Origin of the sequence: Mesorhizobium sp. M4B.F.Ca.ET.058.02.1.1, assembly GCF_003952505.1 — a bacterium.
Taxonomy (GTDB): domain Bacteria; phylum Pseudomonadota; class Alphaproteobacteria; order Rhizobiales; family Rhizobiaceae; genus Mesorhizobium.
In genome coordinates this window covers 3348308-3360307 of sequence record NZ_CP034450.1, presented here as the reverse complement: position 1 = coordinate 3360307, position 12000 = coordinate 3348308, and the positions used below count along the sequence as shown (strand labels likewise).

Sequence of the window (12000 nt, the reverse complement as noted above, 5' to 3'; positions counted from 1 at the left end):
GTTGGGCACAGGGAATTGTTTTTTCGACCCAAGGCATTAACTGGCCACCATGAAGCTGCTTGCCATCGACTGTGCCGCCACTCTCTGCGCCGCCTGCGTCTATGACACGGCGGCGGAGAGCGAGCTTGGCCGCCAGGTGCTCGACCTCGGCAAGGGTCATGCCGAGCATCTGATGGCGGTCATCGACGCGGCGCTTAAAGCGGCGAAGACCCGCTACGCAGGCCTCGACGCCATTGCCGTCTCCGTCGGCACGGGTTCCTTCACCGGCCTGCGCGTCGGCGTCGCTACGGCGCGCGGCCTGGCGCTGGCGCTGAAGATCCCGGCAATTGGCGTGACCACGCTCGAAGCCCTGGCTGCGGAAGCGGCCGCATCCTTTCCCGGCCGCGCCGTGCTTGCCGCCCTTGACGCCGGGCGCGAGGAGATCCATGCCGCCGCCTTCGACAAAGCGTTAGTATTGACTTACGGTCCGGTGGTGGCCACGCTTGCGCAAGCCACTGCGATAGCGGTGGAGACGTCCGCTGTGCTTGCCGGCACAGCCGCGGAAGAGATCGCCGCCTCGGGCGGGCGCGCTTTCGACATCGGCCCGACCGGCGCCACCGCCGACATAGCGGTCTATGCCCGCCTAGCCGCTGAAAAAGGCGCGGGCGAAAAGCCGAAACCGCTCTATCTGCGCGGCGCCGATGCCAAGCCGCAGGCCGGCTTCATTCTTCCAAGACAGGACCATGATCCCAAAAAGTGGAACCCGGTTTTTGGGCAAGATCATGGTCCAGAAGGAAAAAAGAGTTGATGCGCATTCCCTTCTTTCAGCCGCGCCGTAGGGACTATGCGCTTCAGCCGCTGACAGTTGCCGACAGCGAGGCGATCTCGGCGCTGCATCACGAGGACTTTGTGCGGCCGTGGACCGACGGCGAGTTCGCGGCTTTGCTCGAACAGCACACCGTGTTCGGCTATGCCGCGCGCGAAACCGGACAGGGCGGCAAGCCGCCGGTCGGCTTCGTGCTGGCGCGGCTGGCGGCGGGCGAGGGCGAGATTCTCACCGTAGCCGTCGCCCGCTCCCACCGCCGCCAGGGGCTTGGCTGGCAATTGATGGACGCGCTGCTGCGCGAATTGCACGCGCAACGCGCCGAGGCGCTGTTCCTCGAGGTCGACGAGACCAATGTCGCGGCCATCGCGCTCTATCGGCGCCTCGGCTTCCGCGAGGTCGGCAAGCGCGCCAACTACTACAGATCCCCCGAGCGCGGCCCGACCGGCGCGCTTGTCATGCGCCGCGATCTTCGCTAGCCAAGGCGCGGGTCAGGGCCGGAGCGAATGATCAAGAAAATCAGGATTTTCCTGGCGCTTAGCCTCGTCGTCGCCGGCTCTCTGGTCCTGGTGCCGCTGCAGATCCTGTCGATGAAGACCGGGCTGTGGCCGGAAACCCTCATCCTCAAGATCTGGCACCGGATGATCGCCAGGGCGCTCGGCCTGCGCATCCACGTCAAGGGCGCGCTGTCGGCCAGGCGCCCACTGCTGGTCGCGTCCAACCACATCTCCTGGACCGACATCATGGTGCTCGGCTCCAGGGTCGACGTGAAGTTCATCGCCCGCGCCGACATGGCGAACTGGCCGATGATCGGCATGCTTTCGAAGCTGCAGCGCACCGTCTTCATCGAGCGCGAGCGCAAGCGCAGCTCGGGCGACCAGGCCAGCGAAATCGCCAGCCGCATGGCCAATGGCGACGCCATGGTCCTGTTCGCCGAGGGCTCGACCGGCGACGGCAATCTGCTGCTGCCCTTCAAGAGCACGCTGTTCGGCGCCGCCTCGATGGCGATTTCGGAAGGGGCGACGGAGGCAGTGTTCATCCAGCCGGTGGCGATCGTCTACACCAGGCTGCATGGCGTGCCGCTCGGACGCCGCCACCGGCCGATCGCCGCCTGGATCGGCGACGAGGACCTGATGCCGCATCTCAAGGTGCTGCTCGCCGAGGGCGCGCTCGATGTCGAGCTGCATTTCGGCGAGCCGATCGCCTTTTCCAAGGGCTCGAACCGCAAGGAGACGGCAAGGCTGATGGAAAGCCGGGTGCGCGAGATGGTGCAGGCGGCGCTCGCCGAGCCACGCCCGAGCCGCTGACGCCGCCGTTGCGCGTTCGAGGGGCGCGGCGCCACGGCGCAGAATCGTCTGTTTTTTGTCACCGAAAGGCGTTAGAAGCCGCCCGATGGACCTGAACACGACAGAACGGAACGATATCGGCATCGCGCCCGACAGCCTGGCGGCGCCTGCTGCGACGAAGAAAGTCTTCGTCAAGACCTATGGCTGTCAGATGAATGTCTACGACTCGCAGCGCATGGCCGATGCGCTGGCGACGGACGGCTATGTCGCGACCGATATTGTCGATGATGCCGACCTGGTCCTGCTCAACACCTGCCACATCCGGGAAAAGGCGGCGGAAAAAGTCTATTCCGAGCTTGGCCGCATTCGCGACATGAAAGCTGAACGGGCCGGGATGGGACGTGAGCTGCTGATCGGCGTCGCCGGCTGCGTGGCGCAGGCCGAAGGCGCCGAGATCATCCGCCGCGCGCCGGCCGTCGATCTGGTCATCGGTCCGCAGACCTACCACCGGCTGCCCGACGTGTTGGCAAGGGTGCGTGGCGGCGAGAAGATCGTCGAGACCGACTATGCCGTCGAGGACAAGTTCGAGCACCTGCCGCAGCCGAAGCGCGCCGAGGTCGCCAAGCGCGGCGTCACCGCCTTTCTCACGGTGCAGGAAGGTTGCGACAAGTTCTGCACCTTCTGCGTCGTGCCCTACACGCGCGGCTCGGAAGTCTCGCGGCCGGTGGCGCAGATCGTCGCCGAGGCCGAGCGCCTGGCGGAAGCCGGCGTGCGTGAAGTGACGCTGCTTGGCCAGAACGTCAACGCCTGGCACGGCGAGGGCGAAGGCGGCGAGGAGTGGGGGCTTGGCCGCCTGCTGTCTAGGTTGGCCGAGATTCCTGGCCTGGCGCGGTTGCGCTACACCACCAGCCATCCGCGCGACATGGATGATGAATTGATCGCCGCCCACCGAGACCTGCCGGCGCTGATGCCCTATCTGCATCTGCCGGTGCAGTCGGGTTCGGACCGCATCCTGAAGGCGATGAACCGCAGGCATACGGCGCGCGACTATCTGGCGCTCATCGATCGCATCCGCGCCGCGCGCGGCGACATCGCCATGTCCGGCGATTTCATCGTCGGCTTTCCCGGCGAGACGGAAGCCGATTTCGAAGCGACCATGCAGCTGGTGCGCGAGGTCAACTATGCCTCGGCCTTCTCATTCAAATATTCGCCGCGTCCAGGCACGCCAGGCGCCGAAATGGCCGGCCACCTGCCGGAATCCGTCAAGGACGAGCGCCTGCAGCGCCTGCAGGCGCTACTCCTGGAGCAGCAGCAGGGTTTCGGCGCGAGCCTTGTCGGCAGGACCATCGATACGCTGATCGAGAAGCCGGGCCGCCAGGCCGGCCAGAAGGTCGGCCGCTCGCCCTGGCTGCAGCCGGTTATTGTTGATGAAAAGGCCGGCGAAATCGGTGACATTATCGAGGTACGAATCACAAGGACGGGCTACAATAGCCTGTTCGCCGAGTTGGCCTGATGCATGTCGCCCAAAAGTGCCCGCGGGTTTGGGACAACGACATGCATAGCCACAAGCCTCGGCAGATGAGGAGAGACGGTTGAGCGCTGCTGAACTGAAGAACTTGCCCCCGAACCAGGCATCTGGGGCTTCCGACATGGCGCACATCGTTCTGACCTTCGACAACAACAAGCTTGCCAGCGCCCTGTATGGCCAGTTCGACGAAAACTTGGCCAGGCTCGAGCAGAAGTTGGGCGTTGACATCCGCTCGCGCGGCAATCAGCTGACCATCAAGGGCTCGGCCTCTGCCGCCGAGCAGGCGCGCCGCGCGCTCGACAACCTCTACGGCATTCTCCAGAAGGGCGTCGACATCGGTCAGTCCGACGTCGACGGCGCCGTGCGCATGGCGATCGCCGCCGACGACCAACTGACGTTGCCGACGCTGGAGCGCAAGGGCAAGATGTCCGCCGCTCAGATAGCGACGCGCAAGAAGACGATCTATGCCCGCTCGCTCAACCAGGACGCCTATATGCGCGCGCTGGAGCGCTCCGAGCTCGTCTTCGGCATCGGCCCGGCCGGCACCGGCAAGACTTATCTGGCGGTGGCGCATGCCGCCATGCTGCTCGAACGCGGCATGGTCGAGCGCATCGTGCTGTCGCGGCCGGCGGTCGAAGCCGGCGAGCGGCTGGGCTTCCTGCCCGGCGACATGAAGGAGAAGGTCGATCCATATCTGCGGCCGCTCTACGACGCGCTTTACGACATGATGCCGGCCGACAAGGTCGAGCGGGCGATCGCTGCCGAAGTGATCGAGATCGCGCCGCTGGCCTTCATGCGCGGCCGCACCTTGGCGCACGCCGCTGTCATCCTCGACGAAGCGCAGAACACCACGCCGATGCAGATGAAGATGTTCCTCACCCGTCTCGGCGAGAATTCGCGCATGATCGTCACCGGCGATCCGACCCAGATCGACCTACCGCCGAACACCAAGTCCGGCCTTGTGGAGGCGCTCCGCATCCTCGACGGCGTAACCGGCATGGTGACGGTACGCTTCAACGAGGGCGACGTCGTCAGGCATCCGCTGGTCGCCGAGATCGTCAAGGCCTATGACCGGGACGGCAAACTGGCCAGGGGCCTGGGCGCGGAAAGCTGACGAAAAAGCCGCATGGCTGAAGACAGGAAACCCGGCGGCCTGCCCGTCGACATCGATATTTCGATTGAGGCCGGCGACTGGCCCGATGAGATGGCGCTGACGCGCCTGGTCGATCGCGCCGCAGCTGCCGCCTTTGCCGAAACCGGCATCGAGGGCGCTTCCGAGCTGAGCATCGTCTTTGCCGACGACGCTCATATCCGCGAGCTCAACGCCGGCTGGCGCGGCAAGGACAACCCGACCAACGTCTTGTCTTTCCCTGCCTTTCCGCTATCGAAGGACGGTCCGCTGCCGCCGATGCTGGGCGATATCGTGCTCGCCGCCGAGACAGTCGCACGGGAAGCGGCACTGGAAGACAAGCCCGTGGCGAACCATATCACCCATCTCGTCATCCATGGCCTGCTGCATTTGCTGGGCTACGATCACGAGACCGACGCCGAGGCCGAGGAGATGGAAGCGATCGAGCGCGCCGCGCTTGCGAGGCTTGCCATTCCCGATCCCTACGCGTAACTAAAAAGACCAATTGACCGGACGACGATGAACGACAAACCAGAGACTGCCGCCCGCCCCGACGCCGGCAGTGCGGCCAAGCCTTCCGAAAAGACGGAAGAGGGCTCGAGTCCGAGTACCACGACCGGCAGCATCGCCAGCGAGCCATCGCCTGCCGGTCCTTCCCTGTTCGATCGCGTGCTTGGCCTGTTCAGGCAGCGTAACGGAACCAGCCTGCGCGAGGAGATAGCGGACGCGCTGGCCGAAACGGCGAGCGACGCCGGCGCCTTCTCGCCCGGCGAGCGCGCCATGCTCAACAACATCCTGCGCCTGCGCGAGGTGCGCGTCGAGGACGTCATGGTGCCTCGCGCCGACATCGAGGCGGTCGAGATCACGACGACGCTGGGCGATCTTCTCGGCCTTTTCGAACAGTCCGGCCATTCCCGTATGCCGGTCTATTCGGAGACGCTCGACGACCCGCGCGGCATGGTCCATATCCGCGACGTGCTGGCCCACATCACCAAGCTGGCTCGCGTCAAGAAGGGACGCACCAGCCGCAAGACCCCGGCGGCGACGCTTCTCGACCTCGCCCAGGTCGATCTCGCCCGCACCATCGGCGAGCTCAACCTGATCCGCCCGGTGCTGTTCGTACCGCCCTCCATGCTCGCTTCCGACCTGATGGGGAGGATGCAGACAACGCGCACCCAGATGGCGCTGGTGATCGACGAGTATGGCGGCACCGACGGTCTCGCCTCTCTGGAAGACATCGTCGAGATGGTGGTCGGCGACATCGAGGACGAACATGACGACGACGAGCCGATGATCACCCAGACCGGCGAGGGCAACTTCATCGTCGATGGCAAGGCCGAGATCGACGAGGTCGCCAAGATGATCGGCGAGGATTTCACTGCCGGCGAGCATGGCGAATATGTCGACACCATCGGTGGCATGATCTTCAACACGCTGGGCCGGGTGCCTGCCCGCGGCGAGGTGGTGCAGGCCATCCCCGGCTTCGAATTCCACGTGCTCGACGCCGATCCGCGCCGTGTCAAGCGCGTGCGCATCGTGCAGATCCAGAAGGGCGAGCGCCGCCGCCGCACCGCCCGCGCCGAGCAGGCCTGAAATCTGCCCCCATGATCTCAGCATCGAGGGCTGGCACCGGTAACACAGATAACATCAGATTGCGCTTATCGATGTTTGGAGCGCGGACCGCGGCCTGATAAATCTTTTGCCGTGATTCGCGCGACTCGGAAGCCTGTATGCAGCGCCTGGCCGGCCGGATAATTCTGCTGTGGGGGTGGCGGCGGGCGCTGGTGGCGTTTCTCGCCGGAGCGCTGGCGGTCCTCGCCCAGGCGCCCTACGATTTCTTCGCCGTCTGCTTCATCTCGTTTCCGCTGCTGGTCTGGCTGATCGATGGCGCGACCGGCGAAGCCTCCGATGGCTGGCTGGGGCGGCTGAAACCAGCCTTCGCCATCGGTTGGTGGTTCGGTTTCGGCTATTTCCTCGCCGGCCTGTGGTGGATCGGCCAGGCGTTGCTGGTCGAAGCCGACAGCTTCGCCTGGGCCTTGCCCTTCGCGGTGGTCGGCATCCCCTTCGCGCTCGCATTCTTCTACGGTTTCGCCACGGTCGTGGCGCGGCTGCTCTGGAGCAACGACATCGGCCGCATCGCCGCGCTCGCCTTCGGCTTCGGCCTGACGGAATGGCTGCGCGACTTCCTGTTCACCGGCTTTCCGTGGAATGCCATCGGCTATGCGGCGATGCCGGTGCCGTTGCTGATGCAGAGCGTCTCGGTGACCGGCATGATCGGCATGAACACGCTCGCCGTCTTCGTCTTTTCGCTGCCCGCTCTCGTCGCGGCGCGCCGCCAGCTTCGCCTGGGTTTCGCGCTGCTCATACTGCTTGTCGCCGCCCATGTCGGCTTCGGCTATGCCAGGCTCGCCGCCCGGGTCGAGCCGGCGACCCGTTCGGTCGATGTCCGAATCGTGCAGCCGGATGTCGACCTCAGCGAAAAATGGGACGCTTCGGTTCGCGACCGCATCTTCGCCACCTTGCTCGGCCTGTCGGGAAAGGCGCCAGAATCCGGCCATGCCAAGCCGCAGCTGATCCTGTGGCCGGAGACCTCGGTGCCGTTCCTCTTCACCGAGCGTCCGGACGCGCTGACCGCGCTGGGCGACATGCTCGGCGAGGGCCAGATGCTGATCGCCGGCGTCGTCCGCGAAGAGGGCGGCTCGGCGGCGGGCGCCGGCAGCCGCTATTACAATTCCGTGGTGGCGATCAACGACAAGGGCGAGATCACCGACGCCGTCGACAAGATCCATCTGGTGCCCTTCGGCGAATATCTGCCTTTCGCCGACCTGTTCGACCGCTTCGGGGTCGAACAACTGGTCGCCGGCCCGATGAATTTCGCGCCCGGCAACGTGCGCCATCCGATCGCGCTGCCGGACGGCGTGCGGGCGCTCCCCTTCATTTGCTATGAAGTCATTTTCCCCGACCTTGTGACGGTTGACGCAGCGTCATCTCAGCTTATTGTGAACGTCACGAACGATGCGTGGTTCGGCGACACGCCGGGACCATACCAGCACTTCAGGCAGGCCCAGATTCGCGCGGTGGAGAATGGATTGCCTTTGTTGCGCGCGGCTAACAATGGCATTTCCGCCATTGTCGACTCGCGCGGCCGCATTGTCGACGCGCTCGCAGTCAACACGCGCGGTGCCATCGACGCACGCGTACCGATCTCTGGGCGCGCCCTCATTTCTGCCGATCGGCGGCGCATTAACGGATTGCTGATCATGTTCCTGTTCGCGCTGGGAGCCCTCGCATGGAATGTAAGGCAGCGGCTACGGGTGAATTGACAGCCGACACATTAGAAACTCATACTGTAAGCGCCTGAAATTTCTCGAAGTCGGTTGGAGGTTCTGTTGGGGCAGTTGGCTCCGGCTTCGTTTGGGCAAGAAAAAATAGAAAAAGCCGGAAAAATTCGGCGAGGAGAAAATGACAGAAGAAAACAAGAAAAAGCCGAATCCGATCGACATCCATGTCGGAAGTCGCATCAGGCTTCGGCGAAATATGCTTGGAATGAGCCAGGAGAAGCTGGGTGAGAATCTCGGCATCACGTTTCAACAGATCCAGAAGTACGAGAAAGGCACCAACCGGGTCGGCGCCAGCCGCTTGCAGGCCATAGCGTCCATCCTCAGCGTGCCCGTAGCCTTCTTTTTCGAGGATGCCCCGGGTCAGGAGGCCGTGGGCAACCGAGGATTTGCCGAAGACGCGTCGATGGCTTTCGCCGTCGAATTCTGCGGCAGTCCGGAAGGGCTTCAACTCAACCGCGCCTTCGTCAAGATTGCCGACGTCAAGGTGCGTCGCAGGATCATCGATCTGGTGAAATCGCTTTCTACCGACGACGCCGACTGATCCAGGGGCTTGTGCCACCGACGGCGCCCCGTCGGTGGTGGCACAAGACAAACTGTGCTCACATTCATGCCAGAACCGCGGCGGCGCTTGACGAGCGGCGCCCGGCACCGCTAACACGTGGCGCGCCAAAATCGGCAACCTGTCGATTTTTTTCAAGAGGGGACACCCGTGACGCGGCTGAACTACTTCTTCACCTCGGAATCCGTTGCCGAGGGCCATCCCGACAAAGTTTGCGACCGTATCTCCGACGAGATCGTCGATCTGGTCTATCGCGAGGCCAAGAAAACCGGCATGGATCCCTGGAAGGTCCGTGTCGCCTGCGAGACCCTGGCCACGACCAATCGTGTCGTCATCGCCGGCGAGGTCCGGGTTCCAGAGACGCTGCTGAGGAAAGACAAGGCCGGCAACATCCTCAAGGACGCCGCAGGTCATCCGGTCGTCAATCCGGCAAAGTTCAAGTCGGTAGCCCGCAAGGCGATCCGCGAGATCGGCTACGAGCAGGCCGGCTTCCACTGGAAGACGGCGAAGATCGATGTCCTGCTGCACGGCCAGTCGCCCGACATCGGCCAGGGCGTCGACAACGCCGCCGACCGCCAGGGCGAGGAAGGTGCCGGCGACCAGGGCATCATGTTCGGCTACGCCTGCCGCGAGACTCCGGACCTGATGCCGGCGCCGATCTACTACAGCCACAAGATTCTCGAGCTCCTGGCCGCCGCGCGCCATGATGGTGACGGCGAGGCCGGCAAGCTCGGGCCGGACGCCAAGAGCCAGGTCACCGTGCGCTATGTCGACGGCAAGGCCGCGGAAGCGACGCAGATCGTGCTGTCGACCCAGCATCTCGATGCGACCTGGGATTCCAAGAAAGTCCGCAAGGTCGTCGAGCCCTATATCCGCGAGGCGCTGGGCGATCTCAAGATCGCCGAGGACTGCAACTGGTACATCAATCCGACCGGCAAGTTCGTCATCGGCGGTCCGGATGGTGACGCCGGCCTTACCGGGCGCAAGATCATCGTCGACACCTATGGTGGCGCGGCGCCGCATGGCGGCGGCGCCTTCTCCGGCAAGGACACCACCAAGGTCGACCGCTCGGCAGCCTATGCGGCGCGCTACCTCGCCAAGAACGTGGTCGCCGCCAAGCTCGCCGACCGCTGCACCATCCAGCTGTCGTACGCCATCGGCGTCGCCCAGCCGCTGTCGGTCTATGTCGACCTGCACGGCACCGGCAAGGTCGACGAGGCAAGGCTGGAGGACGCGCTGCGCTCGGTCATGGACCTGTCGCCCTCCGGCATCCGCCGCCACCTCGACCTCAACCGGCCAATCTACGCGAAAACCTCGTCCTATGGCCATTTCGGCCGCAAGGCCGGCCGCGACGGTTCCTTCTCCTGGGAGAAGACCGATCTCGCCAAGGCGCTGAAGGATGCGGTCGCCGCCTGACGGCGACTGCAAACCTGTCCATGGATACAAAAGACAGGCCGAGCCGCGCGACCGAAGCTTTCTTCGGCCGCCGGCGCGGCAAGACCATCCGTCCGCAGCAGGCCGCGGCGCTGGAAAGCGGTTTTCAGACCTATCGGCTTGATCTGGCGGCCGAGCCGCCAGCCGAGTTGCGCCAGCTGTTTGCCGCCGATGTTTCCGCTATTCAGCTTGAAATCGGTTTCGGCGGTGGCGAGCACCTGCTGCATCGCGCGACGGCGGCCCCGCAAACCGGCTTTATCGGCGTCGAGCCGTTCGTCAACGGCATGGCCAAGCTGATGATGGCGGTCAGGGAAAAGCCGCTGGCCAATCTCAGGGTCTATGACGACGACGCCACACGGCTGCTCGACTGGCTGCCGCCAGCTTCGCTGGACGGCATCGACCTGCTGTATCCTGATCCCTGGCCGAAGAAGAAGCACTGGAAGCGGCGCTTTGTCGGTCCGGTCAATCTCGACCGTTTCGCCCGGGTGCTGAAGCCGAGCGGAAGATTCCGTTTTGCCTCCGACATCGACACTTATGTGAATTGGACACTGTTGCACTGCCGGGCGCACGGCGCCTTCACATGGCAGGCGCGGGACGCGGCCGACTGGCATCGGCCTTACGATGCCTGGCCAGGCACGCGCTATGAGGCCAAGGCCCTGCGTGAGGGCCGGCAGCCCGCCTATCTGACTTTCGTCAGAACATAGGCCCGGCGCGATACGGCTAACCGCGCCAGGGGCAGTTGCATCAGAAGCGCCCGATCTTTCAGAAGCGACCCATCCTGTCGAAGGCGGCCGGGTCCATTCCAAGTTTGCGCAGATCGTTGGTGCGAGGCCTGCGGCCGGCCTCGACGGCGCGCGACGCGGCAACGGCGCTGCCGAATGTGGTGAAGATGTCGCCGATGGCGGAAAACAGCTTGCGGCTACCCATGATTTTCAACCTTTCGCGCGCCACCGCGCGCAATTTCTCTTGTTGTGCGATGCAACATAGATAGGCGTGGCGCGCCAGCGATCACAGAGGCGTTACCGCATGGACGCCATGCGCCGGGCGCAAGGCTGCCTGGGCCGGCCTCCATTTGCTGGTGGTCCGCAGCAAGACCGCCGCGTTTGCCACGGTCCTCACGGTAGACTTGAAACGCCGGCCGGGATCGTCTATATCAGCGTCAAATTCTTGGTCGGTATGACGAAGAGTGGGTCCACCCGGTCCCGCTCTTTTTTATTACCTGCCGGTCAGTCACGAAGAAAGAGCGACAGGGACCTGATGAGCGCAGCGGCAATCGACGCCGACGACCGTATCATCCGCGAAAGCGGCATCGATGCCCGCATCGCGCTGATTGTGCAGCCGGTGCTGCGCGGCATAGGCTTCCGCCTGGTGCGGGTGCATTTGTCGGGCCAGAACGGGCTGACGCTGCAGATCATGGCCGAACGCGAGGACGGCACCATGACCGTCGAGGATTGCGAAGAGGTCAGCCGCGCCGTTTCTCCGGCGCTCGATGTCGAAGATCCGATCGAAAAGGCGTATCATCTCGAGGTCTCTTCGCCCGGCATCGACCGGCCGCTGGTGCGCAAGTCGGATTTCGCCACCTGGACCGGCCATCTGGTCAAGATGGAGACATCGGTCCTCGTCGGCGACCGCAAGCGCTTCAAGGGCAAGATCGCCGAGAGCGACGCCGATGGCGTGCTGATCGCCCGCGACAAGGCGGCCTATGGCGAGGAGCCGACGGTGCGCGTGCCTTACGATGCGATCGCCGATGTTCGGCTGGTGCTGACCGATGATCTCATCCGCGACGCTCTGTCGAAGGACAACAGGGCGCGCAAGGAAGCCAGGAAGCGTCGCGGCGAAGCGGAAGACGCAGCCGTGGATACGGAAAACGAAACCGAACAGGACAATTGATTTGAGCCGCCCGGCGAAAGGTCCGGCAACA

At 64.4% G+C, this 12000-nt stretch carries 13 protein-coding genes; 12 read left to right on the top strand and 1 reads right to left on the bottom strand.

Annotated features, from left to right (window positions below; all coding sequences use genetic code 11):
• Positions 1–49: 49 nt before the first annotated feature.
• From tsaB to EJ073_RS16450, 11 genes are all read left to right on the top strand, one after another.
• Positions 50–787 (top strand): tRNA (adenosine(37)-N6)-threonylcarbamoyltransferase complex dimerization subunit type 1 TsaB, encoded by a 738-nt coding sequence (gene tsaB / locus EJ073_RS16500; RefSeq protein ID WP_126056681.1) that lies wholly within the window; start codon positions 50–52, stop codon positions 785–787.
• Positions 787–1281: a ribosomal protein S18-alanine N-acetyltransferase gene (rimI, locus tag EJ073_RS16495; RefSeq protein ID WP_126056680.1), complete on the top strand. Its 495-nt coding sequence runs from the start codon at positions 787–789 to the stop codon at positions 1279–1281. Before tsaB ends, rimI begins: the two co-directional genes overlap by 1 nt.
• 27 nt (positions 1282–1308) lie before the next feature.
• Positions 1309–2109 (top strand): 1-acyl-sn-glycerol-3-phosphate acyltransferase, encoded by an 801-nt coding sequence (locus EJ073_RS16490; protein ID WP_126056679.1) that lies wholly within the window; start codon positions 1309–1311, stop codon positions 2107–2109.
• Between the two features lie 85 nt (positions 2110–2194).
• Positions 2195–3601 carry a tRNA (N6-isopentenyl adenosine(37)-C2)-methylthiotransferase MiaB gene (miaB, locus tag EJ073_RS16485; protein ID WP_126056678.1) on the top strand — a complete coding sequence of 469 codons (1407 nt, stop codon included), beginning with the start codon at positions 2195–2197 and terminating at the stop codon, positions 3599–3601.
• Positions 3602–3680: 79 nt separating this feature from the next.
• The gene (locus tag EJ073_RS16480; protein ID WP_126056677.1) at positions 3681–4730 is read left to right on the top strand and encodes a PhoH family protein; all 1050 of its coding nucleotides are present in this window, start codon (positions 3681–3683) and stop codon (positions 4728–4730) included.
• Between the two features lie 12 nt (positions 4731–4742).
• A complete protein-coding gene (gene ybeY / locus EJ073_RS16475; RefSeq protein WP_126056676.1) occupies positions 4743–5237 on the top strand; it encodes an rRNA maturation RNase YbeY in 495 nt (164 codons plus the stop codon).
• A gap of 27 nt (positions 5238–5264) precedes the next feature.
• Entirely contained in the window at positions 5265–6338 is a 1074-nt protein-coding gene (locus EJ073_RS16470; RefSeq protein ID WP_126056675.1) for a hemolysin family protein, read from the top strand.
• A 137-nt stretch (positions 6339–6475) separates the two neighbouring features.
• Positions 6476–8068, top strand: coding sequence for an apolipoprotein N-acyltransferase (gene lnt, locus EJ073_RS16465; RefSeq protein ID WP_126056674.1), 1593 nt, complete (start codon positions 6476–6478; stop codon positions 8066–8068).
• A gap of 139 nt (positions 8069–8207) precedes the next feature.
• Positions 8208–8627 carry a helix-turn-helix domain-containing protein gene (locus EJ073_RS16460; RefSeq protein WP_126056673.1) on the top strand — a complete coding sequence of 140 codons (420 nt, stop codon included), beginning with the start codon at positions 8208–8210 and terminating at the stop codon, positions 8625–8627.
• A gap of 168 nt (positions 8628–8795) precedes the next feature.
• The gene (gene metK, locus EJ073_RS16455; RefSeq protein ID WP_126056672.1) at positions 8796–10061 is read left to right on the top strand and encodes a methionine adenosyltransferase; all 1266 of its coding nucleotides are present in this window, start codon (positions 8796–8798) and stop codon (positions 10059–10061) included.
• 20 nt (positions 10062–10081) lie between these two features.
• Complete coding sequence (locus EJ073_RS16450) at positions 10082–10783, top strand: tRNA (guanosine(46)-N(7))-methyltransferase TrmB (RefSeq protein ID WP_126056671.1); 702 nt, start codon at positions 10082–10084, stop codon at positions 10781–10783.
• A gap of 58 nt (positions 10784–10841) precedes the next feature.
• Here the strand turns inward: EJ073_RS16450 and EJ073_RS16445 are convergent, their stop codons facing one another.
• Positions 10842–11006, bottom strand: a complete 165-nt coding sequence (locus EJ073_RS16445; protein WP_126056670.1) for a hypothetical protein — start codon at positions 11004–11006, stop codon at positions 10842–10844.
• A 330-nt stretch (positions 11007–11336) separates the two neighbouring features.
• On the opposite strand from EJ073_RS16445, the gene rimP reads away from it, so the two are divergent.
• Positions 11337–11969, top strand: coding sequence for a ribosome maturation factor RimP (gene rimP / locus EJ073_RS16440; protein WP_126056669.1), 633 nt, complete (start codon positions 11337–11339; stop codon positions 11967–11969).
• Positions 11970–12000: the final 31 nt, after the last annotated feature.

Coding starts and splice junctions, on each gene's coding strand:
- EJ073_RS16450 (WP_126056671.1), top strand. CDS start 10,082: ATGGATACAAAAGACAGGCCGAGCCGCGCGACCGAAGCTTTCTTCGGC.
- ybeY (WP_126056676.1), top strand. CDS start 4,743: ATGGCTGAAGACAGGAAACCCGGCGGCCTGCCCGTCGACATCGATATT.
- EJ073_RS16490 (WP_126056679.1), top strand. CDS start 1,309: ATGATCAAGAAAATCAGGATTTTCCTGGCGCTTAGCCTCGTCGTCGCC.
- EJ073_RS16445 (WP_126056670.1), bottom strand. CDS start 11,006: ATGGGTAGCCGCAAGCTGTTTTCCGCCATCGGCGACATCTTCACCACA.
- rimI (WP_126056680.1), top strand. CDS start 787: ATGCGCATTCCCTTCTTTCAGCCGCGCCGTAGGGACTATGCGCTTCAG.
- tsaB (WP_126056681.1), top strand. CDS start 50: ATGAAGCTGCTTGCCATCGACTGTGCCGCCACTCTCTGCGCCGCCTGC.
- rimP (WP_126056669.1), top strand. CDS start 11,337: ATGAGCGCAGCGGCAATCGACGCCGACGACCGTATCATCCGCGAAAGC.
- EJ073_RS16470 (WP_126056675.1), top strand. CDS start 5,265: ATGAACGACAAACCAGAGACTGCCGCCCGCCCCGACGCCGGCAGTGCG.
- miaB (WP_126056678.1), top strand. CDS start 2,195: ATGGACCTGAACACGACAGAACGGAACGATATCGGCATCGCGCCCGAC.
- EJ073_RS16460 (WP_126056673.1), top strand. CDS start 8,208: ATGACAGAAGAAAACAAGAAAAAGCCGAATCCGATCGACATCCATGTC.
- lnt (WP_126056674.1), top strand. CDS start 6,476: ATGCAGCGCCTGGCCGGCCGGATAATTCTGCTGTGGGGGTGGCGGCGG.